A 25,946-nucleotide genomic window follows, 5' to 3' on the forward strand; every position below is an offset into this window, starting at 1 on the left:
CGTGCGCGAGGCTGTCACCTGCAGCGCCAATCGAACTTCATCAGCAGGTTAGGCGCGATCGACGAGCGCCGCCTCTCCGGGAGCCGACCGCTCAGTCCTTTGTGGACTGCGTCATTCGCCGAGTCACGGCTCGTCGCGCGCACCTCGGGATGATGCCGTCCTCTCGGGGAGGAACCCGGCCGGGTTCCTCCCCGAGAGGACGGACGTGGCTAGCGCTGCAGCGTCAGGACGCCCGGCCGCCACGGCAGCTGGTCGTACGGGCCGCTCGCGCTGGGGGACTTGCCCTGGTAGAGCAGCTGCAGGTTGCAGGCGTCGACGGTCATGGTCTGGTCCGGATTGGTGCGGACCAGGTCACCGTGGCTGATGTCGTTGGTCCAGCCGGCGCCGCTGTTGGCCTTGCCCGCGAACGGATTGCTTTCGCTGGCGGCCTGCGGGGTCCACGAGCCGTTCAGGCTGCTCGCCGTGAACGAGCGGAAGTAGCGCCCGTTCGCGCCGATCGCCTCGACGATCATGAGGTATTGGCTCTGGCCCTGCACTTTGTAGACCTGGACCGCCTCGAACAGGTTGTTCGTCGAATCGCTCAAGACGGTCGTGTACGACGAGCCGAAGCTGCCCGGGAAGTTCCCGATCGGCATGCTCGCCCGGTAGATCTTGCCGTTGTCACCGGCGAAGAACAGGTACATGTTCGAGCCGTCGGCGATCAGGGTCTGGTCGATCGGGCCGGTGCCGGAGCCGGAGATGCTGCCGGTGAACAGCGGCTGCGGCGAGGACCAGCCGTTGGGGTTGGTGGGATCGCTCGACGTGCGGTAGATGAAGGGCCAGGCGCCCCACTGGTAGGCCAGCACCCAGATGTTCTTCGGCGCGAAGTAGAACAGCGTGGGCGCCACCGCGGCCGAGCTCATCCCGTTCTGGCCGGCCGAGGCCATGTCGGACCAGTTCGTGAAGGGGCTGAAGGCCATCGAGCCGTAGGTCGATCCCGAGACGTTCGACGCGTAGACGAGGTGCTTGCCGTTGTAGACGACGTTGGTGAAGTCCTTGAGCGAGACCCACCCGTTCTTCGGTGTCGCCAGCACCCCGCTCGAGCTCCAGCGGTAGGTCGAGGGGAGGGAGCAGCTGGTGCCGCCGCCGGTCGTGGTCGTGGTCGGCGTGGTCGTGGTCGACAGGCCGGTCCACTTCTGGTTGCCGCCGCCGTTGCACGTCCAGAGCTCCACCGCGGTGCCGTTGGCCGTCGCGGCGCCGGTGACGTCCAGGCAGAGCCCGGACTGCACCCCGGCGATCGTGCCGTCGGAGTTCACCCGCCACTGCTGGTTGGCCCCGCCGTGACAGGTCCAGATCTGCACCCGGGTACCGGCGGTCGCGCTGCCGGGCACGTCGAGGCACTTGCCGCCGTACACCGTCAGCTGGCCGGCGGACGTCGACGTCCACTGCTGGTTCGCCCCGCCCGAGCAGTCGTAGATCTGCAGGAGGGCGCCGTCGGCCTGGCTGGCGTTCGAGACGTCCAGGCACCGGCCCGAACCGGCACCGCGCAGCGCGCCGGTGACGTCGGCCGCGGCGGCGCCGGACCCCAGCATCACCGCCAGCGCCACGGTCGACGCGGCGGTGAGCACACCGATCAGGGTTTGGATCCTGCGGCTGGTAGTTCCTCTGTTCATGGCGACCTTCTCCCGGCGAGCGAGACGAGTGTTATCGCTAACATGCGGTGCGTCACCCTGGGCTTCCGGGAGAAGGAATGTCAATCCGGGCGGCCGGGTCTTCGGGCACCCGGCCGCCGGGCGGGGCGACGGGCCACCTCACGGCCGTCGAGGCAGGTCCACAAAGGACAGGCGGGCGATGAAAGTTACATTTCCGATCGCCGAGGCACCCCGCGGACCGGTTCGGATCGGCGAGGCACGTGTCCCGGCGCGAGCCACCGCCGTTGTCCTCGGCAGGGGTGACCGGTGTGAACTCCGGCATCGGCTTCGGGCGGCGCGGATGCTCGCTGGGAAGGGCGTGCGCGTGGTCCCGGCGTGCCGGAACCCGGCAAAGCCGGCTCGGCCACCGAGTGTCCGATGACCGCCGGTCGAACGTGATGTCCCCGTGGGGCTTCAGTTCCCGCTTCTCGCGTCGGACTGCGGGAAATCCTCGGTTCGGCGGCCAGTTCGTGCTCGGGCGGGAAACCGCAGGGAACCGCCCGGACCGGATGAACTCCGGATCCGGTAGCGGAGTGCCGGGGCCTTGTCCGGGTCCGCGTCCGGCACGGGCACGCCGTTGATCGTCGCGACCAGGGTCTGGTACCGGGTCAGCAGACTTCCACCGCCGCACCTTCAGCACCGAGCAGAGCAAGCTCCGACCTCGCCGCCGCCATGACCGGGAAACGCGACCCCGAAAAAGCCCGGCGCGCCATCACCCGAATCCGACCGCACCGGCAAAGCCGCGCAGAGGCCGGCCAAGTCAGCCGGCATGAAGCTGGCCGTCGGCTGCGCAGCCCCGCGACGTAGGCGGGATGGACGTCGAGACTTTCGGTCACGAAGTCCCGGAATTCGGCGACGAGGCAGTCCCGGTCGTCGTCGGACTATGGGGTCTCAAGCGGCTTCAGAGTCAAGGACGTCACCAGCTCGCCCACGAAGCTGTGCCTTCGTGGACGAGCTGGTGCTGGCTTGTCGTGTCGGGCTTCAGGAGGTGCTGCAGCTGACGGTGGGCCAGTTCCAGTTTCCGTTGTGCTGGATGGTGACGCCCCAGTTGTTGCCGTTTCCGTTGGGTGTCGCGACGAGCACCTGACTGCTGGGCCAGGTCGCGTTGATGTTCCAGGTGGCGCTGATCTTCGCCGGGCTGGGCACGGTCATCGTGACGGTCCAGGTGCTGGAGCCGCTGACTGAGACGTTGAGGTTGTAGCGGTCGTTCCAGGATTGTCCCGCCGACAGTGTGGCGGTGCAGTTGCCGCTGCCTGGTGTGGTGGTCGGGGTGGTGGGGGTGGTGGGGCCGGTGGGGGTGGTGGTGGGTGTGGTGGTTGTGCCGCCGCCGGAGTTGAGGACGTTCAGCACGGAGTTGTAGGCGGATTTTTTGTTGCCGTTGCCGTCGAACAGAAGCGGACTCTCGCCGGAGCGCCAGGAGTCGCTGTCGCGTACGCCCCAGACGGTGATGCCGACACAGCGTGCGACGTTCACGCAGGCTTGGGTCAGGGCCGCGTATTGGGTGGTGGATGCGTTGGTGACGTCGACTTCGGTGAGTGCGACGTCGACGCCGAGGGCGGCGAAGCTGGAGATGGTGGTCTGGAGGTTGCTGGGGACGGAGCTGCCGCCGGTGAAGTGGGCTTGGAGGCCGACGCAGTCGATGGGGACGCCGCGGGATTTGAAGTCGCGGACCATATTGTAGACGCCTTGGGTTTTGGCGTAGTTCCAGTTGTCGATGTTGTAGTCGTTGTAGCAGAGTTTGGTGGTGGGGTCGGCGGCGCGGGCGGTTTTGAAGGCGACTTCGATCCAGTCGTTGCCGGTGCTTTGCAGGTTGGAGGAGCGGCGGCTGCCGTCTTCGTTGAAGGCTTCGTTGACGACGTCCCAGTAGGCGAGTTTGCCTTGGTAGTGGGTCATGACTTTCTGGATGTGGTTGATCATGGCGTTGCGGAGGGTGCTGCCGCCCATGTTCTGCATCCAGCCGGGTTGCTGGGCGTGCCAGGCGAGGGTGTGGCCGCGGACGTGGGCGCCGTGGCTGGTGGCCCAGTTGTAGATCTGGTCGCCGGCGGAGAAGGTGAATTGGTTCTGGTTGGGTTCGGTCGCGTCGGGTTTCATTTCGTTTTCGGGTGTGACCATATTGAATTCGCGTGCGGCGAGGGTGGTGTAGGCGGTGTTGCCGAGTTTGCCGGCGGCGATGGCGGTGCCGAAGTAGCGGCCGGTTTGGGCGGCGGCGGCGCCGAGGGTGCCGGCGGCGGCGTCGGCGCCGGGTGCGGTTATGAGGACGGCGGCGGTGGCGGTGAGGGTGGCTGCGGCGGTGAGTAGTCGGGTGGTGGGTGTGCGCCACCATCGCTTGTGGGGTGGGGTTGCTGGGGTGTGTGTCATCGGTGGTCTCCTTCCGGGCGTGCGCCCAGGGGAGCCGGGGACCAAGTCGCCGGTGACCTGGACGTGCTGATGATGTTCGTCCGTTGGGTGCAGGAGAACACGGTTGTTTGTTGTGGGGCAAAGAGTTTCGGTCGAGTTTCGACTGGTTCGCCGGGGGACGGCGGGTGGGTGCAGGAGTTCACCCGATTGCGACAGGTCTTCGTTCGTCCCGACTTGGCCGCGCCGCGTGCGTCCACCCGGCAGCCGGACCTCATCGGGTCCAGTTTCGTGCACGATCGTCCGGCAGGGAGTTGGCATTCCACCCTCGAAGGGGAACGCGGCGGCCGGATCGCTACCGCCGATGTCGCTGCCGTGACGGGGCGGGGTTGAACAAGGCGACAGATTATGCAACGATCGCCGCCGCGTCAGCAACCTATTGTGTCCGGGGTCTCGTCCCCGGACGCGAGTTCGAGAGCCGATCACTGCCAAGGAAGACGTCCTATGCGATTACCCCTTCGCCGACGAAGCCGAAGAACGATCCTCGCGATCGCCGCTCTCGGGCTGGTCACCACCGGATGCACGGTGGGAAGCAGCTCCCCGAGCCTGGCGACCGCGACGAACCTCGCGGTGGTGCAGTCCCTGCACGACGCGCTGCCGCAGGCGATCAAGGACGCCGGGGTGATCCGGTTCGCCGGTGACTCCCACCCGCCCTATCGCACGGTCGCGCCGGACGGGACGGTCACCGGGATCGACGCCGATTTCCAGGCCGCGATCGGGCAGGTGCTCGGCGTCCGGACGCAGACCGTGATCGTCAACGGGTTGCCGGCCGCGCTGCAGGGCATGCTGAGCGACCGGTACGACGCGTTCAACGGCCCGGTCAAGGCCACCGCGGAGCGTGAGAAGCAGTTCGACACGATCACCTGGATGACCACCCGGACGGCCTACGTGTTCCCCGCGGATTCGACAGCGGGGATCGCGCGGGTCGAAGACCTCTGCGGCAAGCGCATCGCGGTGGTGACCGCCAGCGTCGTGGAGGAGCAGCTGAACAAGCTGTCCCACTTCTGCACGCAGGGCAAACACCAGGCCACGCAGACCGTCGGTCTCGACGACACCAACGCCACGCTGCTGGCCACCCGCTCGGGCCGCGCCGACGCCGCGGGCATGACGGAGGCCGCGGCGATCGACGTGACGCAGAAGCAGGGCGGGACCAAGTACGTCACCCAGACCGAAGCGCAGGGGGCGTCGAAAGACGACCTGGCGTTGTACGTCCCCAAGTCCTCGAAGCTGGGCCCGGTGCTGCAGCAGGTGTTCGAAGAGCTCTTCCAGGACGGCACGTACGTCGGGATCATGTCCCGCTGGGGCCTCAACCAGGTGTCGGTGCCGAAGCCGGTCTTCAACTCGGCCACGCCGCGGTAACGCGCCTCGCCTCTGACAGGAGCGGTTCATGGGTACCAGGATCACCATGGCGGCCACGACTGTGGTCTCCGCCGCCTTACCCGTGACCGCCCGGGCGGCGGAGGCCCGGGCGGCGGAGCCCGGAACACCCTGCCCGGACGCGGCGAGGTGCGTCGACGGGCAGTTGACCGACAGCACGCCGTACACCCTCGCGACTTCGCCGCGGTCGTCCTGGCGAACCCGCTGACGGCGGGCCTCCTGGCCCGCGGTTACGCGGTGGGCGGCATCACACGCACGGTCACCGGCTGGAACATCGCGCAGGCGATCGACAACCAGACCGCCGCGCTGGACCGCTTCGAAGCCGCGTTCGGCCGGGCCCGGTACGCGATCGCCGAAGGCCGCTCGATGGGCTGAATGGTCGCGGCCGGGGTGGCGCAGGTGCATTCGGGCCGGTTCGACGCGGCCGTCCCGATGTGCGGCGGTCTCGGCGGTGCAGTGGGTCAGTCGAACCAGAAGGTCGACACGGTGTGCACGGATGTTCTTGGCGCTGGCGGTCAGCAGCCGGTGGGCGATCGAGCAGGTGACGGGTGGTAACCCGTCGTGGAACACGGGGGTGGGCTACGCGCGTCAGCTCTCGATGGCGGCGCCGAGCCAGCAGAACGCCGGGCAGCTGGACGGGCGGGCGGGCCTGGACTTGCGTGCCGACCTGGGCCGGCTCGCTGCCGAGCCTCGCGTGGCCGCCGACCCCGCGGCCGTCGTGTACCTGGAGCGGGCATCGTGTTCACCGGGGATCTGCGGGTCCCGGTGCTCACGGTCAACGGGCACGGGTGACCAGATCTCGACCGTGGCTCAGCGGCAGTCCTACGGCGCTCTGGTCCGCCGGGCGGGTGATGAGTCGCTGCTGCGGCAGACGTACGTCCAGACCGCGGGGCATTGCACCTACACCGCGGGTGAGCAGCAGGTGGCGATCGACCGGCCGCGGACCGGGTACTGGCCCGACACCTCGCCGGGCACGCTGAACCGGCTGGCGTCGGCCGCGGACGGAACCGCGGGCCGCTACCTGAGCTACGCACCTCCGCACTTCAACCGCAGGCATCCCGCCGGCCGCTGATCCCGGTTCGAGCGGGCGGGCCCGTCTCGGGTTCGGCCAGGTGCGGCAGCCGCGGTGGTATGTGACGAGACCGTTACCGCGGCCGGACTTGACCGGATTGGTGTTATCGCTAACACTGACTCCCCGTCGCCACCCGAAAGAGTGATGGGGGTCACGTGAATGCAGGGAGAGACTGCTTGGTGGCGGAGGCATCTCCACCGGCCGGCCCAATGAGGGTGGCCGGCCGGGCCGACGGCTCCGCGCCAGCGGGTCATCGTCTCGCAGACTGTTAACGCTAACAGCAAAGATCACTGTCGATCGAGGAGTGCACGTGCTGAAGAAGCGATGGGCCGCCGCGGCGGCCGCGGCGGCCGGACTGGTCCTGCTCACCGCCTGCGGTGGCGGTAGCGGTAGCGGCACGGGAACCACCGGCGGGGCCGTCACGCTCGGCTTCGCCCAGGTGGGCGCCGAGAGCGGCTGGCGGACCGCGAACACCAAGTCCATCCAGGAGTCGGCCAAGACCGCCGGGATCGAGCTCAAGTTCTCCGACGCGCAGCAGAAGCAGGAGAACCAGATCGCCGCGATCCGCTCGTACATCCAGCAGAAGGTCAAGGTCATCGCCTTCTCGCCGGTGGTCGAGTCGGGGTGGGAGACCGTGCTCAAGGAGGCGAAGACGGCGAAGATCCCGGTCATCCTCACCGACCGGGCGATCGACTCGCCGGACAAGACGCTCTACAAAACCTTCCTCGGCTCGGACTTCATCGCCGAGGGCAAGAAGGCGGGGGAGTGGCTGACCAAGGAGTACGGCAGCGCCACCGGCCAGGTGAACATCGTCGAGCTGCAGGGCACCACCGGCTCGGCCCCGGCCAACGACCGCAAGAAGGGTTTCGGGGACGTCATCGCCGCCGACCCGAAGTACAAGATCGTCGCCTCGCAGACCGGTGAGTTCACCCGCGCGAAGGGCAAGGAGGTCATGGAGGCCTTCCTCAAGTCCCAGCCGAAGATCGACGTGCTCTACGCGCACAACGACGACATGGCCCTCGGTGCCATCGAGGCCATCCAGGCGGCGGGCAAGGTGCCGGGCAAGGACATCAAGATCGTCTCGGTCGACGGCGTGAAGGACGCCCTCCAGGCGCTGGCCGACGGCAAGATCAACCACGTCGTCGAGTGCAACCCGCTGCTCGGCCCGCAGCTGATGGACCTGGTCAAGAAGGTCAACGCGGGGGAGCAGGTGCCCGAGCGGATCGAGACCCAGGAGACCGAGTTCGACCAGGCGTCGGCGAAGGCCGCGCTGCCGCAGCGCCAGTACTGAGGGGTGTCGCGATGCCCGCCGAAATCCTCGTCATGACCGGGATCCGCAAGGAGTTCCCCGGTGTCACCGCCCTCGACGACGTCGGCTTCCGCCTGTTCCCGGGCGAGGTCCACGCGCTGATGGGGGAGAACGGCGCCGGGAAGTCGACGCTGATCAAGGTGCTCACCGGCGTGCACGGGGTGGACGCGGGCTCGATCACGCTCGCCGGGACCGCCGTCTCCTTCGGCGGCCCCGGCGAGGCCCAGCGGGCCGGCGTCAGCACGGTCTACCAGGAGGTCAACCTCTGCCCGAACCTGTCGGTGGCGGAGAACGTCTGCCTCGGCCGGGAACCCCGCCGCTTCGGCCGCATCCAGTGGGGCCCGATGCGGCGGCGGGCCGAGGAGCTCCTCGCGCGGCTGGACGTCCACGTGGACGTCTCGGCCGAGCTGAGCACCTGCTCGATCGCCGTGCAGCAGCTCGTCGCGATCGCCCGCGCCCTCGACGTCGAAGCGCGGATCCTGGTGCTCGACGAGCCGACGTCCAGTCTGGACGCCGGCGAGGTCGAACGGCTGCTGGCGGTGGTGCGCTCGCTGCGCGCCGAAGGCATGGCGATCCTGTTCGTCTCCCACTTCATCGATCAGGTCTTCGCGATCGCCGACCGGATGACCGTGCTGCGCAACGGAAAGCTGATCGGCGAGTACCGCACCGCGGAGATCACGCCCGTCGAGCTGGTCACCAAGATGATCGGCAAGGAGCTGCGGGTCCTCGAAACGCTCGAGGACTCCGGGCCGAGCCGGGCCGAAGTCGCGGACGCGCCGGTGCTGCTGGCGGCCGAAGACCTCGGCCGCCAAGGGGGCGTCGAGCCGTTCACGCTGGACATCCACGCCGGCGAGGTCGTCGGGCTGGCCGGGCTGCTCGGCTCCGGGCGCACCGAGCTCGCCCGGCTGCTCTTCGGCGCCGACCACGCCGACAGCGGTTCGGTGAAGATCGACGGCCGCGTCACCCCGCTGCGGACCCCGCGTGCCGGTCTCGACCACCGGATCGCGTTCTGCTCGGAGAACCGCAAGACCGAAGGCCTGGTCGAGGACCTGACCGTCCGGGAGAACGTCGTCCTCGCGCTGCAGGCCTCCCGCGGCTGGGCGCGGCCGCTGACCCGGCGCCGCCAGGACGAGATCGCCCGGAAGTACATCGAAACGCTCGACATCCGCCCCGCCGACCCCGAGGCGCTGGTCGGCACGCTGTCCGGCGGCAACCAGCAGAAGGTGCTGCTGGCCCGCTGGCTCGTCACCGAGCCGCGGCTGCTCATCCTCGACGAGCCGACCCGCGGCATCGACATCGGCGCCAAGACCGAGATCCAGCGGCTGGTCACCCAGCTCTCGGCCGACGGGATGGCCCTCGTGTACATCTCCGCCGAGCTGGACGAGGTGCTCCGGCTGAGCCACCGCGTCGTGGTGCTGCGCGATCGGAAAGTGGTGGCGCAACGGGAAAACCAAGGGCTCACCGCCGACGACGTCATGGCCACGATGGCCGAAGGGGTGCAGGCATGACCGCGTTGACCGGATTGGCGAAACGCCGGCTCTTCTGGCCCGTCGTGGCGTTGCTGGCCCTGCTGGCAGGCGACCTCGTCGCGAGCCCGGCGTTCTTCTCGATCGAACTGCGCGACGGTCACCTCTACGGGAACCTCATCGACATCCTGAAGAACGGCGCCCCGCTGATCCTCATCGCGATCGGCATGACGCTCGTCATCGCCACCCGCGGCATCGACCTCTCGGTGGGCGCGGTCGTCGCGATCAGCGGTTCGCTCGCCTGCCTGTGGATCGCCGAGCACCCCGGCGGCGTGGGCGCGACGCTCGTCGCGGTCGGCCTCGCGCTCGGGCTGTCGCTGGTGCTCGGGGCGTGGAACGGCTGGCTCGTCGCCGCCCTGGGCATCCAGCCGATCATCGCCACGCTCATCCTGATGGTCGCCGGGCGCGGGATCGCGCAGCTGATCTCCGGCGGCCAGATCATCACCATCACCTCGGCGCCGTACGAATGGATCGGCAGCGGGTTCGTGCTGACCCTGCCGAGCGCGATCCTCATCGCGCTGGCCGTGTTCGTGCTCGCGTCGCTGCTGGTCCGCCGCTCGGCTCTCGGCCTGCTCGTCGAGGCCGTCGGCGGCAACCCGGAGGCCAGCCGGCTGGCCGGCCTCCGCTCGGCCCGGCTGACCTGGCTCGTCTACGTCTTCTGCGCGCTGTGCGCGGGCATCGCCGGGCTGATGATCAGCGCGAACGTGCACAGCGCCGACGCCAACCACGCCGGGCTGTTCATCGAGCTCGACGCGATCCTCGCCGTCGTCGTCGGCGGCACCCAGCTGACCGGGGGCCGGTTCTCCGTGGGCGGCGCGGTGATCGGCGCCCTGCTCATCCAGACGCTCACCACCACCGTCTACGCCCTCGGCATCCCGCCCGAGGCGATCATGCTGTTCAAGGCCGTGGTCGTGCTCGCGGTGTGCCTGCTGCAATCGCCCGCGTTCCGCCGCAAGCTCCGGCGCCGCCGGGCACCCCGGCCCGGGCAGCCGGCCCCCGCACCCGCTCCGGAGAAGGTGGAGGTCACGGCATGACGACCCTGGACCGTGTCCGCGGTTACCGGCCGAAGCAACGGCACCTGCCGATCCTCGCCACGATGGCGCTGCTCGTCGGGGCCTACGTCTTCGGCGCGTCGAGCTACGAGGCGTTCGGGTCCGGGCAGGTCGTGCTCGACCTGTTCATCAACAACGCCTTCCTGCTCGTGGTCGCCGTCGGGATGACGTTCGTGATCCTCACCGGCGGCATCGACCTGTCCGTCGGGTCCGTGGTCGCACTGTCCACAGTGGTCTCCGGTGACCTGATGCAGAAGCACGGGTGGCCCGCGTACGCGGCGATCGCGGTGGTGCTGGTGGTCGGCGCGCTGCTCGGCGCCGGAATGGGCGCGCTCATCCACTTCTTCGAGATCCAGCCGTTCATCGCGACGCTGATCGGGATGTTCTTCGCCCGCGGGCTCTGCTACACGATCAGCACGGAGGCGTACTCGATCGACAACCCGACGATCGCCACCCTCGCCCAGACGCAGATCCCCTTGGGCGGGGAGCTGCACATCTCGATCAGCGTGGTCGTGGCCCTGGTCGTCGTCGCGGTCGCGGTCTACGTGCTGGCGTTCACCCACTTCGGGCGCACCGTCTACTCGATCGGCGGCAACGCGCAGTCCGCGATGCTGATGGGTCTCAAGACCGGCCGCACGAAGATCGCGGTGTACACGATCAGCGGCCTCTGCTCGGCGCTCGGCGGGCTGCTGCTGGTGCTGTACAAGTCTTCCGGCGACCCGCTCAACGGAGTCGGCCTGGAGCTCACGGCGATCGCGGCGGTGGTCATCGGCGGCACCATCCTGACCGGCGGCTCCGGTTACGTGCTGGGCACCGTGCTCGGGATCATGGTCCTGGGCATCATCCAGACGCTGATCACCTTCGACGGCACCCTCAACTCGTGGTGGACCTCGATCATCACCGGGGCCCTCCTGTTCGTCTTCATCGTCCTGCAGCGGCTCGTCACCCGCAGAACCCGGTAGCCCGGGCGGCGGCCCGTTCACCCGAACCTGGTCCGGTCTGCCGGCCCGGTGGTGAGTGCGACCGGCGTAGGCTGGACGTCTCCCGGGGGGTGAGACTCGATGACGACCGAATACCGCTGGTCCTTGGTGGTGTTACTGGTGGTGGTGACGTTGGTCGCGTTGGTGTCGGCGGTGGTGGTGGGCCGGGCCAACCGGTTACGCCCGGCCGACCCCGGCCCCGGAGACCGTGGTCTCTCCACCCCGACGTTGCCGGCGACCGCGCCACGGTCCTGGCCTGCCGAGGCGCTGTAACGCCGGGAAGCGCTCTGCCGAGAAGGGCAACCGGCCTCGGTGCGCGGCCGGTCCGTGCGGAGAGCGGCGATCGAGGGCTTTGTGCCGCAGGCGATCCACGCGTGCGACGCCCCCGAGGTCCCGGCGTTGTCCCCCGTGCGTCGGTCGTGGGCGAGTCAGGTGATCCAGCCCGCGTCCTGTGCCACGCGGATGCTGTCCACGAGAGAACGGGTGCGCAGCTTGCTCTGGATCGCGGCCAGGTGGTTGCGGACGGTCCCGGTCGCCAGCCCGAGTGCGGTGGCGACCTCTTTGGGCGGGCTTCCGGCGGCGGCAGCGGTCAGTACCTCACGTTCCCGCGGGGTCAGCGGACACTCTTTGGCCGCCCAGGCGGACAGGGCCAGGCTGTTGCTGACGGCTCGGCGTCCCTCTTCGACGGTGTAGATGACGTCGTGGAGGTGGGTGACGCCTTCGTCCAGGAAGACCACGCCCCGTGGTTTGTGGGAAAGAATTTTCTGGGCGTCGTGACTGGACAAGGACGTCACGAGGAAGATCAGGTTGTGGTGCTCGATCGCTTCGGAATCGCCGGGCTCCGGCCGGCAGTGGCGGTCGGTTTCGGCGGGGTAGAGGACGAAGACGAGCGTGTCCCGGTCGGTGAGTGCGGCGCGGGCGAGAGGGATCTGCTCGAAGTCGAACACCCGATGCGGGTCGAAGTCGTAGGCACGGGCGAGCAGTGCGGCGACCGCCGCGCGGTTGATGGTGTCCGGGCCGATGAGAATGGCTTGCTGCATAAGGGCTCACCGCACTCGGAGTCTGCTGGCGATGTGGTTATTCGATCATGGTGAAAGGCACCCTACGTCACGGCGCTCGCCTGTGCAGCCACCCGTGAGGGTGAGGCGGGATGGTGGCGAGGTACTGGCAGAGCCGTTGCACACCAGCGACTTATCGGTGAATACCTACCGGCATGACTACCGAGACGGTGCGGGAGAACCCACCCGGGTCCCGGCCGCGGTCGACACCAGGACGTGCCGGACGATGTTCTTGCCGCGGGGGTGCGTTCGGCGATGTCGGACCGAGTCCGCTGTAGACGGTCCGAGCAGCCGGAGCTCGGGCGAACGCCGGCTCGGCGACGGGACGTGGGGCCGATGCCGGGTTCGGCCACGAAGACTCGCTGGTGCCCGATCGGTACACGCGGCGAGCCGGAAGTGGTCCGATGACCGCGGGCCGCGTCAGGGGCGTGCCGGATCGATCGCTCGGCGACGACGGGAACCGGCGGGCCCGGTGGGCGGTCCTCCGCTACTGTCCGGGAGACGGTCCGGTCGCGGGTCCCGCTCGGCGGACCGCCTCGTCGTCGCCGAAAGGACTGCTCGTGCACCGGCTCACCGTGCTCTACCCCGCTCCCACCGATCCCGCGCACTTCCGGGACCACTACGTCCGCGTCCACCTGCCGCTGGCGGCGAAGCTCCCCGGGCTCGTCCGGATGCAGCACGCCTTCGACGTCGAGGGCCTGGGCGGGGCCAGCCCGTACTTCGCGGTCTTCCACGGCGACTTCGAGTCGGCCGAGGCCATGGCCGCCGCCCTGGGGTCGGAGGAAGGCAAGGCGGTCTCCGCGGACGTCGCCAACTACGCGACCGGCGGCGCGCAGCTGGTGCACTACGAGCTGAGCTGACGCCCCGCGTGTGACGCGCGCGGTCTTGAGGCCGCGGGCGGATCGCGCATAATGGCACCAGCAACCGACCGCTTAGTATGTTCCGGGCAACCGTCGAAGGAGACACCCTGCCGTGAACTCGTTCAAGGATCGCGTCGCGATCGTCACCGGGGCCAGCCGGGGCATCGGCCTCGGCATCGCGAAGACGCTCGTCGAGCGCGGGGCCAAGGTCTGCATCACCGCGCGCAAGCCCGAAGCCCTGGAAGAGGCGGTCAGCTCCCTCGGCGGCCCGGACGTCGCCATGTTCGTGCCCGGCAAGTCCGACGACACCGACCACCAGGACGAGGCCGTCGCGAAGACGATCGAGACCTTCGGCCGGCTCGACTACCTGGTCAACAACACCGGCATCAACCCGGTCTACGGCCCGACGCTCGACATCGACCCGGGCGCCGCGGCCAAGATCCTCGGGGTCAACGTGCTCGCGCCGCTCGGCTGGACCAAGCGCGCCCGCGACGCGTGGATGGGCGAGCACGGCGGCGCCGTCGTCAACGTCGCCTCCGTCGCCGGCCTCGGCGCCTCGCCCGGCATCGGGATGTACGGCGTGAGCAAGGCCGCGCTGATCCGGCTGACCGTCGAGCTCGGCGCCGAGCTGGGCCCGAAGATCCGGGTCAACGCCGTCGCCCCGGCCGTCGTCAAGACGAAGTTCGCGACCGCCCTGTACGAAGGCCGCGAGGAGGAGGTCGCCTCGGCGTACCCGATGAAGCGGCTCGGCCTGCCGTCCGACATCGCGGGCGCGGTGGCGTTCCTGCTGTCCGACGACGCGAGCTGGATCACCGGCCAGACCGTGGTCCTCGACGGCGGCGTCACCCTGGGCGGTGGCCTGTGACCGGCGTCGTCGTCACCGGGGGCGGCGGCGGTATCGGGGCCACGCTGGCCCGCCGGTTCGTCGCCGACGGCGCCCAGGTCGTCGTCGCGGACCTCGACGGCGACAAGGTCACCGAGGTCGCGGCCGAGATCGGCGCGACGGCGTTCGTCGGCGACGTCGCGAGCGTCGACGGCGTCGCGAAGCTGGTCGAGAGCGCGCGGGAGACCCTCGGTGAGATCGACATCTTCTGCGCCAACGCCGGGATCGCGCCCTTCGGCGGCGCGGAAAGCCCCGAGGAGGTCTGGGCGCGCACCTGGGACGTCAACGTGATGGCGCACGTCCGCGCGGCCAACCTGCTGCTGCCCGCGTGGCTCGAGCGCGGCAAGGGCCACTTCATCGCGACGGTCTCCGCCGCCGGCCTGCTCACCAGCCTCGGCTCGGCGCCGTACTCGGTCACCAAGCACGGCGCGCTGGCGTTCGCCGAGTACCTGTCGGCGACCTACCGCCACCGCGGCCTCACCGTGCAGGCGATCTGCCCGCAGGGTGTGCGCACGGCGATGCTGGAGAGCACCGGCACCGCCGGGCAGCTGCTCATGGGCGCGTCGGCGATCGAGCCCGAGCAGGTCGCGGACGCGCTGTTCAAGGCGATCGAGGAGAACCGCTTCCTGGTGCTGCCGCACCCCGAGGTCGCCGGCTACTACGCCGCGCGCGCCACCGAGACCGACCGGTGGCTCGGCGGGATGAACAAGCTGCAGCGCAAGGTCGAGCAGGCGCTCGGCGACGCATGACCTGGGAGCCGGAGGTCGGCGAGATCGCGCGGCGGCGCGAGCTGGCCGAGCGGATGGGCGGGCCGGAGAAGGTGGCCCGCCAGCACGCGGCCGGGCGCTCCACGGTCCGTGAACGCATCGCGGCGCTCGCCGACCCCGGCACCTTCGACGAGATCGGCGCGCTCGCCGGGACGGCGTCCTATGTGGACGGCGAGCTGGAGTCGTTCACGCCGGCCAACTTCATCATCGGCACCGCTCGGCTCGACGGGCGCCGCGTCGCGATCGGCGGCGACGACTTCACCGTGCGGGGCGGCGCGGCCGACGCGGCGATCATGGAGAAGCAGGTCTACGCCGAGCGGCTCGCGAACGAGCTGCGTCTGCCGATGGTGCGGCTGATCGAGGGCACCGGCGGTGGCGGCAGCGTCAAGATGCTGGAGCAGCACGGGTTCACCTACGTCCCGGTCAACCCGGGCTGGGACCTGGTGGTGGACAACCTGTCCACGGTGCCGGTCGTCGCGGCGTGCCTCGGCCCGGTGGCCGGGCTGGGCGCCGCGCGGGCCGTGATGTCGCACCTGTGCGTGCTCGTCGAGGAGGCCGGGCAGCTGTTCGTCGCCGGGCCGCCGGTGGTGAAGCACGCGACGGGCGAGGACCTCACGAAGGAGGAACTGGGCGGTTCCGATGTGCACCGTCGCAGCGGCGCGGTGGACCGGATCGTGTCGTCCGAGGCCGAAGCTTTCGCGGTGCTGAAGCAGTTCCTGTCATATTTGCCGTCCTCTGTGGACTCCTTGCCACCGGTGACGTCCACTTCGGACCCGGTGGGCCGGCGCGACGAAGCGCTGCTCTCGCTCGTCCCGCGCAACCGGCGTCAGCCGTACCGGCTGCGGCCGTTGCTGGAGGGCGTCTTCGACGACGGCTCGGTGTTCGACTACGCCGTGTCGGGTGGCTCGGCGTACGCGGGATTGGCGCGGTTGAACGGACATCCGGTCGGCGTGCTGGCCACCGACCCGTACCGCGGCGCGACGCTGACGCCCGAGGGCGCCGACGTCATGACGCGCCTGGTCGACCTCTGCGAGACGTTCCACCTGCCGCTGGTTTCGCTGACCGACCAGGCCGGCATGGTGATCGGCGCGGCGGCCGAACGCGCGGGCGCGATCCGCCACGGCGCCCGCGCGGTGACCGCCGTCTACCAGGCGCGGGTGCCGATGGCCGAGGTGATCGTGCGGCGCGTGTTCGGCGTCGGCGGCGCGGGCCAGACCAACCGGCACCGCCTGGTCCGGCGCTGGGCGTGGCCCTCGGGTGACTGGGGTTCGCTGCCCGTCGAGGGCGGCATCGAAGCCGCCTACCGCGCCGAACTCGACGCGGCCGACGACCGGGAGGCGCGGATCGAGGAGATCCGCGCCCGCCTCGACGCCGTCCGCTCGCCGTTCCGCACGGCCGAGCGGTTCTCGGTGGAGGACGTCATCGACCCCCGCGAGACCCGCGCCCGGCTGTGCGACTGGGTGCCGGACGCCTACGCCGTGCTCCCGAAGCTGCTGGGCCGCCCGTCCTTCGGCACGCGGCCCTAGCGGACCACCCGGAACGCCGCGGTGGATGGTCTGCCGCAGCTTGTCGTGAGTGTTTAGGGCGGTTCTAACCGCCCTAAACACTCACGACCCGGTACCAGTTCGGCGCCACCACCTCGAGCGGGACGGTCGTGCCGCCGGGGTGGTCGAAGATCCGGACGCCGTCGCCGAGCAGGACCGGCACGGGCATCGCCAGGATTTCGTCCAGGAGCCCGGCTTCGAGGCACTGGCGCGCGACGTCGGCGCCGAGGACGTTGACGTACTTGTCGCCCGCGGCCGCCTTCGCCGCGTCGACGGCTTCGTGCAGGTCACCGACGAAGGTGACGTCCGGGACCGGCGCGGCCGGCCGGTGGGTGAGCACGAACTGAGGCCCTTCCCAGCCGCCGCCGAAGGCCTTGCCCTCGCGCTCGGGGTCACCGCGGTGCGGGTCGTCGCCGCCGAACGTCCGCCGCCCGACCAGCAGCGAGCCGATCTGCGGGATCAACTCTTCGACCACCGGGTCGGGGCGCAGGTACGGGGTCAGCCAGGACATGTCGCCGCCGGGACCGGCGAGGAAGCCGTCGAGCGACATGCTGAAGCCGTAGAGCAGTTTCGCCATGTTGTCTCCTTCAGGCGGTTTCGCGGACTTCGGTACTGACGGCCCGCGGCCGGAAAAGTCATCGGCTTCACCCGCTCGTGTCCGGAACGCGACAGGATCACCACGGACCGTTGACAACGGTGTCAGCCCGCGAGGACCGTTTCGAAACGCATAGCTCAAGTACTTGTGCTCAACGGCGAAGGACAAGTGACATGGTCTTGCGTTCCCTCGTGCGGTTATCCGCCGCTTCCGTGCTGGCCATGGCCGGCTTGATCCCGATTTCCGCTTCCGCGGCGACACTGGTCGCCGATCCCGCGTCCGTGGTGAATCCCTTCATCGGCACGTCCAACGCCGCCGACGACTTCCCCGGCGCCGACGTGCCGTTCGGCATGGTGCAGTGGAGTCCCGACACACCCAGCCGCCCGGACGGCGGCGGGTACGAATACAAGGATTCGTCGATCACCGGTTTCAGTCTGACGCATTTGTCCGGTCCGGGCTGTGGTGCCGACGGTGACGTCCCCATTCTGCCGACGGTCGGCGCGGTCGACACCGGCGCGACGGACTCCTTTTCCCACACGAACGAAACCGCCGACGCGGGGTACTACTCCGTGGGCCTCGACAACGGTGTCAAGACCGAGCTGACCACCGCGCTGCGGTCCGGGATCAGCCGGTTCACGTTCCCCTCGACGTCCCAGGCGAACCTGCTCTTCAAGCTCAACGGCAGCCAGAACGGCACCTCGAACCAGACGTGGACCGTGGTCAGCCCGACCGAGGTGTCCGGTTCGGTCACGTCCGGTCACTTCTGCGGCGCCGGGTTCACCTACACGCTCTACTTCGACCTGGTCTTCGACCGGCCGTTCAGCACCAGCGGCACCGCCGCCGCGCCCGCCGTGACGCCCAAGGTGTCGCCGGACAAGCTGCACGGCGCCGCGCCGAAGGTCGCGGCCGCAGCTCCTGCAGCGGGTCCGGGCAGCGCGTACGTCCGGTTCGACACGACGACCAACCGGACCGTGCAGGCCAAGGTCGGCGTCTCCTACGTCTCGGTGGCCAACGCCGTCGCGAACCGGGCCGCGGACATCCCCGCGTTCGACTTCAACGCCACCCACACTGCCGCGCACAACGCGTGGAACGCGATGCTCGGCAAGATCCAGGTCGCCGGCGGCACGACGGCGCAGCAGCGCGTCTTCTACACCGCGCTGTACCACTCGCTGTTGCACCCCAACGTCTTCTCCGACAGCAACGGCCAGTACATCGGCTTCGACAACCAGGTCCACACCGTCGCGAGTGGACACTCGGCGCAGTACGCCAACTTCTCCGGCTGGGACATCTACCGGACACAAGCGCAACTGACCGCGTTGGTGGCACCGGCGCAGACCGGTGACATCGCGCAGTCGATGATCGCCGACTACGCCCAGGGCGGCGGATTGCCGAAGTGGGCGCAGAACAACGGCGAGACGTACGTGATGGTGGGCGACCCCGGCACGGCGATCCTCGCGAGCTACTACGCCTTCGGCGCGAAGAACTTCGACACGTCGGCGGCGTTGCAGGCGATGCTGCACGAGGCGAGCGCGGCCAACAACGTCCGGCCCGGGCTCAACGCCCTGAACGCGCCGGGGTACCTGCCGGCCAACGGCACCTACCAGTGCTGCAACTTCTACGGCCCGGTCTCGACGCAGCTGGAGTACAACACGGCGGACTTCGCGCTCTCGGCGTTCGCCGGGGCGCTGGGGGACACCGCGAACCAGGCCGTCTACGCCGGCCGCGCGCAGAACTGGAAGAACACCTTCAACCCGGCCACCGGGTTCATGCAGCCCAAGGACGCCGGCGGCGGCTGGACCGCCGGCTTCAACCCGGCGAGCGGCTCGAACTTCGTCGAGGGCACGTCGTGGCAGTACACCGGCATGGTGCCGTTCAACGTCGCCGGGCTCGCCGCGGCACGGGGTGGCAACGCGTCGCTGATCAGCTACCTCGACAGCGTGCTGGCCGGGTTCCACGGCAGCGGCGGCAGCCAGGCCGACCTCGGCAACGAGCCGAGCCTCGAGCTGCCGTGGGAGTACGACTACGTCGGGCAGCCGTACAAGACGCAGAAGGTCGTGCGCCAGGTGCAGGACCAGATCTGGACGGACGCGCCGGGCGGGCTGGCCGGCAACGACGACCTCGGCGCGATGAGCGCGTGGTACGTCTTCTCCGCGCTGGCCTTCTACCCGATGACACCGGGGACGCCCGACCTCGCGCTGGGGAGCCCGCTGTTCACCCAGGCGGTGGTCAGCCTGCCGAGTGGCAACACACTGACGGTGAACGCCCCGGCGGCGGCGGACAACGCGCCGTACGTCCAGAGCGCGACGTGGAACGGCGGGGCGTGGAACAACGCGTACGCCCCGACGTCGGCGATCACTTCGGGCGGCACGCTGGCCTTCACCCTCGGGACGTCGGCGAACACGGCGTGGGCGGCGTCGAACCCGCCGCCGTCGTACTCGGGCACGCTGCCGCACCTCGGCCCGGTGTCCTCGGGCGTCGCGGGCAAGTGCCTGGACGTCGCCACGAGCGGCACGGCGAACGGGACGCACGCGCAGCTGTACACGTGCAACTCGAGCGGCGCGCAGAAGTGGTTCTCCGGAGCGGACGGTTCGCTGCAGGCCCAGGGCGGCTGCCTGGACGTCAGCAACAGCGGCACGGCGAACGGCACGAAGGTCCAGCTGTGGCAGTGCAACGGCTCGGGCGCCCAGAAGTGGCAGGCAGGCACGGCGGGAGCCTTGGTGAACCCGCAGTCCGGCAGGTGCCTGGACGACCCGAACAGCACCACGGTGGACGGGACGCAACTGCAGATCTACGACTGCAATCAGAGCGCGGCCCAGAGCTGGACCCGCGGCTGACACTGCAGTTCAAATCCGTGAATGGCCCATTGGGGGACTTAGAGTCCCTCAATGGGCCATTCACGGATTCAGGAAGCCGGGTGGGGCGGGATCCGGCTCGCCCTCATGGGGCCGTTGTCCGGATCGAGATCAACAGCGAGTAACTTGCGCTCCGCCTCAGTCGACTACAGGGGGACACCCGCGAACGGGCGGTGGTCGATGCGGAGGTTGTCGGTGGCGTTGCTCAAGAAGAAGACACCCGAAGAGATCGCGGCGGAGGCCGCCGCGAAGGAGGAGCAGCGCCGAGAAGCGGAAGAACGCAAGCGCCGCGAGCAAGCGGCGAAGGAACGGGAAGCGTTCGATCGGTCGCCCGCAGGTCGGGCGCGAGCCGGCTTCAAGCGCGGTGACCAGGTGTTCCAGTACTCCATAGACGTGCTGCACCAGAGGGCGGTCATCGTGGCGATGATCGGCGGCACGACGACCAAGACGGCCGGTGACCCGGTCTCGGTCCTCAACTCCGTCTGCCGGGAGGGCTGGGAGCTCCTCAACGGTTCGTTCGTCTTCGTCGAGCAAGGGCAAGAGAGCCGGGACAAGTTCTTGTCCTCCGGCCAGAACGTCGCAGTCAAGGGCGAGGTCGTGGGCTACTACCTGTTCAAGCGCTGCGAGGCCAACCGAGCGGCCTAGTACTGCAACGGCAGTTAGTGGTGATGTGGTAGATCATCGTTGTGGTGGTCGATGTGGTGATGGATCAGCTGGACCGGGTGCATGAGCGGATTGCGGGCCGGTTCGCGCGGTCGGAGCCGCGGGCCCGGGCGCGGGAGTATGTGTCCGGGCTGGTCGCGGGCCTGGAGCGGAAGAACGGCTGGACGCTGGCTGAGCAGGCCGGCGAGGTGTCACCGGACGGGATGCAGCGGCTGCTGCGCTGGGCGGACTGGGACATCGACGGCGTCCGCGACGACGTTCGCGACTACGTCATCGAGCACCTCGGCGAACCGGGTGGCGTGCTGATCGTGGACGACACCGGGTTCCTGAAGAAAGGCAAGATGTCGGCCGGAGTGCAGCGGCAGTACTCCGGAACCGCCGGGCGAATCGAGAACTGCCAGATCGGAACCTTCCTGGCCTACGCCGGTACTCACGGGCACGTGCTGATCGACCGGGAGCTCTATCTGCCCGAGCCCTGGATCGCCGACCCGGACCGATGCCGGCGGGCGGGAATCCCGGACGGGACCGAGTTCGAGACCAAACCCCGCCAAGCCATGGCGATGCTGGCCCGGGCGTTCGCCGCGAAGGTGCCCTTCGCCTGGGTCACCGCCGATGAGGCCTATGGGCAGGTCAAGTACTTGCGGCTGTGGCTGGAAGCCCACGATGCCGCGCACGTGCTGGCCACCAAGGTCAACGACACCTTGGTCACCACCGGCGGTCGCGAGGCACGGGCTGATGAGCTGATCGCGGACCTGCCCGCCCGGGCCTGGCGGCGGCTGTCGGTCGGGGCCGGCGCCCACGGGCCACGCGAATACGACTGGGCGCGGGTGCCGATCCGGATCGGCTGGCAGCCCGGCCGCGGGCACTGGCTGCTCGCCCGCCGCTCACTCTCGGATCCGACCGAGATCGCCTACTACGTCTGCTACGGACCCCGCCGCTCGACACTGCTGGATCTGGCCTGGATCGCCGGGGCCCGGTGGCGGATTGAGGAGTGTTTCCAGCAGGCCAAGAACGAGGCCGGCCTCGATCAGTATCAGGTCCGGTCCTGGCGGGCCTGGTATGCCCACATCACCCTGTCGATGCTCGCCCATGCCTGGCTCGCTGTCTCACGATCCCTTGTCATAAAAGGGGAATCGGTGTCGCCGAGCCAGGCATGATCGGGTTCACGCTACCGGAGATCCGGCGCCTGCTCACCAAGCTCGTCCTGCGTGTCACCGACGCCGCCGACCACATCTGGGCCTGGTCCCGTTTCCGTCGGCGGCGACAACACCAAGCCCGACTCAGCCACTACAAACGCCGGGGCTACCCACTCACCTAACTGCCGTTGCAGTACTAGCCCGCCGGGTGGGGTGGGAAGTTCGGGGCGCGGCGCTCGTTCCAGCTCGCCAGCCCCTCGGCCAGCTCCGGACGGCCGAACGAGTCGATCATCAACGCCGTCGCCTCGCGGGCCGACTCCGTCAAGGACAGGGCCGCTTCCCGCGTGAACTGCTGTTTCATCACCGCCATGGACCTCGGCGCGCTGTGCGTCGCCAGTTCCGTCGCGTACGCGTTGGCGCGCAGGGTCAGCTCGCCCGCCGGGACGACTTCCTGGACCAAGCCGTACTCCAACGCCTGCTCGGCGGTGAACGTGCGGCCCGAGAGCAGCAGGTCGCGGGCGCGGCCCGGGCCGATCAGCTCCGGGAGGAGCTTCGCGATGCCGTACTCGGCGATCAGGCCCCGGCGGGCGAACGCCGTGGTGAACTTGGCGCCCGCCGCCGCGAACCGGACGTCCGCCGCGCACGCGATCACGAACCCCAGCCCCGCGCAGCCGCCGTTGATCGCCGCTATCACCGGGACGTCCACCGTGGCCGCGGCGAGGACGTCGCGGAAGTTCTCGTGGCCGCCGCCGGCCGCCGGCGGGGCGGCGGCGATACCGTCCAGCAACCCCAGGTCGGCGCCCGGGCAGAACGCCTTGCCCGCACCGGTGACGACGACCGCGCGGACCTCCGGGTCCGCTTCCGCCTCCCGCAGGGCCGCGCCGTAGCGGGCCTGCATCGGCACGTCCATCGCGTTGCTGCGCTCGGGCTTGTCGAACGTGACGGTGGCGACCGCGCCGTCCCGTTCGTACCGTACGCCGTCCACAATGGACTCGGTCATGGCCGCCTCCTCGGGGTCGGTCCCCATACTAAGCGGTCGCTTGGCCCGCTGTCACGGTTCGAAATGATCGAAGCCTTTGTCCGGCGGGAAAATCCTGTGCAATAGTGCTTTCGCGCCACCGAGCACCGTCGCCGGGAAGGGAACGCCCCATGCCGAACGATCCGGGTCCCAGCAGGCGGCAGGTGCTCGGCGGGGTCGGCGCGGCCGCGCTCGTGTCGGCGTTCACGTCCGTCGCGCAGGCCGCCGAGGCGCTCACCCGGCCGGGCCTCACCGTCACCGGCCGGGCGACGGACCTGGACGACGGCTGGCGGTTCGTCCTGGTGAACGCCGACGACGTCACCGGCCCCGAAGACCACTACGCGGACCCGGGCTTCGACGACTCGGCCTGGCAGGCCGTCGACCTCCCGCACGACTGGAGCATCGAACTCCCGCCCGTCGACCAGGGCGCCACCAGCAGCGCGTCCGGCTTCTTCCGCGGCGGCCTCGGCTGGTACCGGAAGACCTTCACGCTGCCGCCCGCGCTCGCGGGCCGGCGTGTCTCGGTCGAGTTCGACGGCGTCTACTCGGACGCGCACGTCCACCTCAACGGCGAACTGCTCGGCCGGCACCCGTACGCCTACACCGGCTGGAGCTTTGACCTCACCGGCAAGCTGCACACCGACGGCCGCACCCCGAACGTGCTCGCGGTGCGCGCGACGAACCGGCTGCCGAGCAGCCGCTGGTACTCCGGCAGCGGCATCTACCGCCGCGTCCGGCTGGTCGTCACCGACCCGGTGCACCTCGCCCGGCACGGCACCTTCGTCACGACCCCGGGCGTCACGGCCGGCCACGCGACCGTGCGTGTGACCACGGACGTCGTGAACGACGCCGGCGGGGCGGTCGCCGCCGAGGTGCGCACCACCGTCACCGACCCGGCCGGCCGCGTCGTGGCGCGGGGCTCGACGACCATTCCGCTGCCCGCCGGCCGGACGCGGCAGGCGAGCACCGACCTGCCGGTCGAGCGCCCTCGGCTGTGGTCGACCGAACGCCCCGCGCTGTACCGGCTGCGCACCGACGTGGTCGTGGCCGGGCGCGTGCTCGACACGACCACGACGGACTTCGGCATCCGCACCTTCGAGTTCCACCCCGACCACGGGTTTTCGCTCAACGGCGAGCCGATGAAGCTGCGCGGCGTCAACCTGCACGCGAGCCAGGGCGCGCTCGGCGCCGTGATCGACCCCGCCGCGCTGGAGCGCCAGATGCGGCTGATGCAGGCGATGGGCGTCAACGCGCTGCGGACCGCGCACAACCCGCCTGCCCCGGAGCTGGTCACCGTCTGCGAGCGGCTCGGCATCCTCATGATGGTCGAGGCGTTCGACTGCTGGCGCACCGGCAAGGTCGCCTACGACTACCACCTCGACTTCGACGAGTGGAGCGCGCGCGACATCGCCGAGATGGTCCACGCGGCCAAGAACTCGCCCGCGGTCGTGCTCTGGTCGATCGGCAACGAGGTCCCGGACGCCTCGATGGCCGGCGGCCCGGAGATCGCCGCGTCGCTGATCGCCGCGGTCCGCGCGATCGACACCACCCGGCCGGTCATCATGGGCTCCGACCGCTACCGCAGCGTGCCCGCGCCCGGCTCGCCCCAGGACCTGATCCTGCGGCAGCTCGACGGCCTCGGCGTCAACTACAACACCGCGCAGTCGATCGACGGGCTGCACACGACCTACCCGGACAAGTTCTTCTTCGAGTCGGAATCGTCGTCGGAGACCTCGACGCGCGGCGTCTACCAGGACCCGGACCTGCTGAACACGGGGGAGGACCACACGCCCGGCCGCCGGTCGACGTCGTCCTACGACAACAACCTCGCCTCGTGGACCTTCAGCGGGGAGTACTCGCTGAAGAAGGACCGCGACCGGAAGTTCTGCCAAGGCCAGTTCCTCTGGGCCGGGCAGGACTACCTCGGCGAGCCGACGCCGTACGACGTCTTCCCGGTCAAGACGTCCTTCTTCGGCGCGGTGGACAGCGCGGGCCTGCCGAAGGACGCCTTCCACCTGTTCCGCAGCCAGTGGACCACCCGGCCGATGGTGCACCTGGTCCCGATGGACTGGACGGACCACCGCGCGGGCGAGCCGGTCGCCGTGTGGGTCTACTCCACTGTGGACACCGTCGAACTGGTGCTCAACGGGAAGTCCCTGGGAGTGAAGAAGTTCGACCGCAAGACCACTGTGGACGGACGAGGGTACCTGGAGACGACCGAACCCGCCGGCGACGACAAGCACGATCCCTCCGGCAGCTACACCAGCCCGAACGGCAGCAGTGGCAAGCTGCACCTGACCTGGACGGTGCCGTTCGAACCCGGCACCCTGACCGCGATCGCCACGGCGGGCGGGCGTGAGGTGGCGCGCGACCGGCTCGTCACCGCCGGTCCGCCGCACGCCCTCACGCTGACCACCGAAGCGCGCTCCGAGGGCGTGATGTCGTTCGTGACGGCGACCGTCGTGGACGCGCACGGCACTGTCGTGCCCGGCGCCGAGCCGGTGCTCCGGTTCGCCGTGCGCGGGCCGGGACGCGTCGCCGGGGTGGACAACGGCCGGCAGGAGCTCGCCCAGGGCTACCAGCAGCCGACGATCCCGGCGTTCCACGGCCAGGCCGTCGCCGTGATCGCGGCGACCGGGCGCGGGACGATCACCGTCACGGCGACCGCGCCGGGCCTGAAGACCGCGAAGATCGTGTTGCCGGGGACGAGCCCCGGACAGCGCAACGGTCCGGGTGCGCGGGCCCGGGAAGCGGCCGGTGGCCTCGCCGCCGGTCCATCGGCCGACGCGAGTTATTCGGGCGCGCCGGACACGCTGCCGGCGGCGATGCTCGACGGTGATCCGGCGACCGGCTGGTCGAACTACTACGTCAAGCCGGCGACGGCGACGCTCGGTGCCGTGAGCCGGCCGCGGCCCGGAGACTGGGTCTCACTCATCTGGCCCGCGCCCCGGCGGATCGGCGTCGCCACGGCGCAGTTCGTCGTGTCCGGCGCGCTGGCCCGCCCGGCCGCGATCGACGTCGCCTGCCGGACGGCGCGGGGCTTCGAGCCGGTGCGGGACCTGCGGATCACCTGGGCGGGCGACCTGGCGACCCTCACGTTCGGCTCGGTCGTCACCGGCGAACTGCGGCTCACGATGACCGGCCCGCCGCGGGGATTCCTGCGGGTCAGCGCGCTCACGGCCCGCTGACC

21 protein-coding genes are annotated in these 25,946 nt (G+C 69.7%); 16 read left to right on the forward strand and 5 right to left on the reverse strand.

The window, feature by feature from the left end:
* Window positions 1–209 precede the first annotated feature (209 nt).
* Window positions 210–1,652: a non-reducing end alpha-L-arabinofuranosidase family hydrolase gene (locus tag OHS18_RS46615; protein ID WP_328615123.1), complete on the reverse strand. Its 1,443-nt coding sequence runs from the start codon at window positions 1,650–1,652 to the stop codon at window positions 210–212.
* Between the two features lie 999 nt (window positions 1,653–2,651).
* Window positions 2,652–4,028 carry an endo-1,4-beta-xylanase gene (locus OHS18_RS46620; RefSeq protein WP_328615124.1) on the reverse strand — a complete coding sequence of 459 codons (1,377 nt, stop codon included), beginning with the start codon at window positions 4,026–4,028 and terminating at the stop codon, window positions 2,652–2,654.
* A 561-nt stretch (window positions 4,029–4,589) separates the two neighbouring features.
* Between OHS18_RS46620 and OHS18_RS46625 the strand changes: the two genes are divergently transcribed.
* The 8 genes from OHS18_RS46625 to OHS18_RS46660 all read left to right on the forward strand — a co-directional run bounded on the left by OHS18_RS46625 (window position 4,590) and on the right by OHS18_RS46660 (window position 11,653).
* Complete coding sequence (locus OHS18_RS46625; RefSeq protein ID WP_328458086.1) at window positions 4,590–5,423, forward strand: transporter substrate-binding domain-containing protein; 834 nt, start codon at window positions 4,590–4,592, stop codon at window positions 5,421–5,423.
* A gap of 255 nt (window positions 5,424–5,678) precedes the next feature.
* Window positions 5,679–5,816: a hypothetical protein gene (locus OHS18_RS46630; protein ID WP_328615125.1), complete on the forward strand. Its 138-nt coding sequence runs from the start codon at window positions 5,679–5,681 to the stop codon at window positions 5,814–5,816.
* A 121-nt stretch (window positions 5,817–5,937) separates the two neighbouring features.
* Window positions 5,938–6,513 carry a hypothetical protein gene (locus OHS18_RS46635; RefSeq protein WP_328615126.1) on the forward strand — a complete coding sequence of 192 codons (576 nt, stop codon included), beginning with the start codon at window positions 5,938–5,940 and terminating at the stop codon, window positions 6,511–6,513.
* Window positions 6,514–6,817: 304 nt separating this feature from the next.
* Window positions 6,818–7,804, forward strand: coding sequence for an ABC transporter substrate-binding protein (locus OHS18_RS46640; protein WP_328615127.1), 987 nt, complete (start codon window positions 6,818–6,820; stop codon window positions 7,802–7,804).
* 11 nt (window positions 7,805–7,815) lie between these two features.
* Window positions 7,816–9,330 (forward strand): sugar ABC transporter ATP-binding protein, encoded by a 1,515-nt coding sequence (locus OHS18_RS46645; RefSeq protein ID WP_328615128.1) that lies wholly within the window; start codon window positions 7,816–7,818, stop codon window positions 9,328–9,330.
* Window positions 9,327–10,382, forward strand: a complete 1,056-nt coding sequence (locus OHS18_RS46650) for an ABC transporter permease (RefSeq protein ID WP_328615129.1) — start codon at window positions 9,327–9,329, stop codon at window positions 10,380–10,382. Before OHS18_RS46645 ends, OHS18_RS46650 begins: the two co-directional genes overlap by 4 nt.
* Complete coding sequence (gene yjfF, locus OHS18_RS46655) at window positions 10,379–11,362, forward strand: galactofuranose ABC transporter, permease protein YjfF (protein ID WP_328615130.1); 984 nt, start codon at window positions 10,379–10,381, stop codon at window positions 11,360–11,362. The genes OHS18_RS46650 and yjfF overlap by 4 nt, the downstream gene beginning before the upstream one ends.
* 99 nt (window positions 11,363–11,461) lie before the next feature.
* Window positions 11,462–11,653, forward strand: coding sequence for a hypothetical protein (locus OHS18_RS46660; protein WP_328615131.1), 192 nt, complete (start codon window positions 11,462–11,464; stop codon window positions 11,651–11,653).
* Window positions 11,654–11,808: 155 nt separating this feature from the next.
* Here OHS18_RS46660 and OHS18_RS46665 read toward each other — a convergent pair whose 3' ends face one another.
* Window positions 11,809–12,420: a helix-turn-helix transcriptional regulator gene (locus OHS18_RS46665; RefSeq protein WP_328615132.1), complete on the reverse strand. Its 612-nt coding sequence runs from the start codon at window positions 12,418–12,420 to the stop codon at window positions 11,809–11,811.
* A gap of 578 nt (window positions 12,421–12,998) precedes the next feature.
* Between OHS18_RS46665 and OHS18_RS46670 the strand changes: the two genes are divergently transcribed.
* The 4 genes from OHS18_RS46670 to OHS18_RS46685 all read left to right on the forward strand — a co-directional run bounded on the left by OHS18_RS46670 (window position 12,999) and on the right by OHS18_RS46685 (window position 16,474).
* Complete coding sequence (locus OHS18_RS46670; protein ID WP_328458069.1) at window positions 12,999–13,298, forward strand: EthD family reductase; 300 nt, start codon at window positions 12,999–13,001, stop codon at window positions 13,296–13,298.
* A 112-nt stretch (window positions 13,299–13,410) separates the two neighbouring features.
* Window positions 13,411–14,163 (forward strand): SDR family oxidoreductase, encoded by a 753-nt coding sequence (locus tag OHS18_RS46675; RefSeq protein ID WP_328458067.1) that lies wholly within the window; start codon window positions 13,411–13,413, stop codon window positions 14,161–14,163.
* The gene (locus OHS18_RS46680; RefSeq protein ID WP_328615133.1) at window positions 14,160–14,930 is read left to right on the forward strand and encodes an SDR family oxidoreductase; all 771 of its coding nucleotides are present in this window, start codon (window positions 14,160–14,162) and stop codon (window positions 14,928–14,930) included. Before OHS18_RS46675 ends, OHS18_RS46680 begins: the two co-directional genes overlap by 4 nt.
* A complete protein-coding gene (locus tag OHS18_RS46685) occupies window positions 14,927–16,474 on the forward strand; it encodes an acyl-CoA carboxylase subunit beta (RefSeq protein ID WP_328458063.1) in 1,548 nt (515 codons plus the stop codon). Before OHS18_RS46680 ends, OHS18_RS46685 begins: the two co-directional genes overlap by 4 nt.
* 73 nt (window positions 16,475–16,547) lie before the next feature.
* Here the strand turns inward: OHS18_RS46685 and OHS18_RS46690 are convergent, their stop codons facing one another.
* On the reverse strand, window positions 16,548–17,069 hold the full coding sequence (locus OHS18_RS46690) for a dihydrofolate reductase family protein (RefSeq protein WP_328615134.1): 522 nt from the start codon (window positions 17,067–17,069) through the stop codon (window positions 16,548–16,550).
* A gap of 191 nt (window positions 17,070–17,260) precedes the next feature.
* Between OHS18_RS46690 and OHS18_RS46695 the strand changes: the two genes are divergently transcribed.
* The 3 genes from OHS18_RS46695 to OHS18_RS46705 all read left to right on the forward strand — a co-directional run bounded on the left by OHS18_RS46695 (window position 17,261) and on the right by OHS18_RS46705 (window position 21,759).
* The gene (locus tag OHS18_RS46695; protein ID WP_328615135.1) at window positions 17,261–19,921 is read left to right on the forward strand and encodes a lectin; all 2,661 of its coding nucleotides are present in this window, start codon (window positions 17,261–17,263) and stop codon (window positions 19,919–19,921) included.
* A gap of 213 nt (window positions 19,922–20,134) precedes the next feature.
* On the forward strand, window positions 20,135–20,584 hold the full coding sequence (locus tag OHS18_RS46700) for a hypothetical protein (RefSeq protein ID WP_328615136.1): 450 nt from the start codon (window positions 20,135–20,137) through the stop codon (window positions 20,582–20,584).
* A gap of 41 nt (window positions 20,585–20,625) precedes the next feature.
* Window positions 20,626–21,759 carry an IS701 family transposase gene (locus tag OHS18_RS46705; RefSeq protein ID WP_328613733.1) on the forward strand — a complete coding sequence of 378 codons (1,134 nt, stop codon included), beginning with the start codon at window positions 20,626–20,628 and terminating at the stop codon, window positions 21,757–21,759.
* 175 nt (window positions 21,760–21,934) lie between these two features.
* On the opposite strand, the gene OHS18_RS46710 is transcribed toward OHS18_RS46705, so the two are convergent.
* The gene (locus tag OHS18_RS46710; RefSeq protein ID WP_328615137.1) at window positions 21,935–22,738 is read right to left on the reverse strand and encodes an enoyl-CoA hydratase-related protein; all 804 of its coding nucleotides are present in this window, start codon (window positions 22,736–22,738) and stop codon (window positions 21,935–21,937) included.
* A 149-nt stretch (window positions 22,739–22,887) separates the two neighbouring features.
* Here OHS18_RS46710 and OHS18_RS46715 point away from each other — a divergent pair, with 149 nt between their 5' ends.
* A complete protein-coding gene (locus OHS18_RS46715; protein WP_328615138.1) occupies window positions 22,888–25,944 on the forward strand; it encodes a glycoside hydrolase family 2 TIM barrel-domain containing protein in 3,057 nt (1,018 codons plus the stop codon).
* The last annotated feature ends 2 nt before the right edge of the window (window positions 25,945–25,946 follow it).

It is taken from the genome of Amycolatopsis sp. NBC_00355, from assembly GCF_036104975.1.
Classification (GTDB): domain Bacteria; phylum Actinomycetota; class Actinomycetes; order Mycobacteriales; family Pseudonocardiaceae; genus Amycolatopsis.

Coding starts and splice junctions, on each gene's coding strand:
- OHS18_RS46635 (WP_328615126.1), top strand. CDS start 5,938: ATGTTCTTGGCGCTGGCGGTCAGCAGCCGGTGGGCGATCGAGCAGGTG.
- OHS18_RS46650 (WP_328615129.1), top strand. CDS start 9,327: ATGACCGCGTTGACCGGATTGGCGAAACGCCGGCTCTTCTGGCCCGTC.
- OHS18_RS46710 (WP_328615137.1), bottom strand. CDS start 22,738: ATGACCGAGTCCATTGTGGACGGCGTACGGTACGAACGGGACGGCGCG.
- OHS18_RS46615 (WP_328615123.1), bottom strand. CDS start 1,652: ATGAACAGAGGAACTACCAGCCGCAGGATCCAAACCCTGATCGGTGTG.
- OHS18_RS46690 (WP_328615134.1), bottom strand. CDS start 17,069: ATGGCGAAACTGCTCTACGGCTTCAGCATGTCGCTCGACGGCTTCCTC.
- OHS18_RS46685 (WP_328458063.1), top strand. CDS start 14,927: ATGACCTGGGAGCCGGAGGTCGGCGAGATCGCGCGGCGGCGCGAGCTG.
- OHS18_RS46665 (WP_328615132.1), bottom strand. CDS start 12,420: ATGCAGCAAGCCATTCTCATCGGCCCGGACACCATCAACCGCGCGGCG.
- yjfF (WP_328615130.1), top strand. CDS start 10,379: ATGACGACCCTGGACCGTGTCCGCGGTTACCGGCCGAAGCAACGGCAC.
- OHS18_RS46715 (WP_328615138.1), top strand. CDS start 22,888: ATGCCGAACGATCCGGGTCCCAGCAGGCGGCAGGTGCTCGGCGGGGTC.
- OHS18_RS46695 (WP_328615135.1), top strand. CDS start 17,261: ATGGTCTTGCGTTCCCTCGTGCGGTTATCCGCCGCTTCCGTGCTGGCC.
- OHS18_RS46620 (WP_328615124.1), bottom strand. CDS start 4,028: ATGACACACACCCCAGCAACCCCACCCCACAAGCGATGGTGGCGCACA.
- OHS18_RS46660 (WP_328615131.1), top strand. CDS start 11,462: ATGACGACCGAATACCGCTGGTCCTTGGTGGTGTTACTGGTGGTGGTG.
- OHS18_RS46645 (WP_328615128.1), top strand. CDS start 7,816: ATGCCCGCCGAAATCCTCGTCATGACCGGGATCCGCAAGGAGTTCCCC.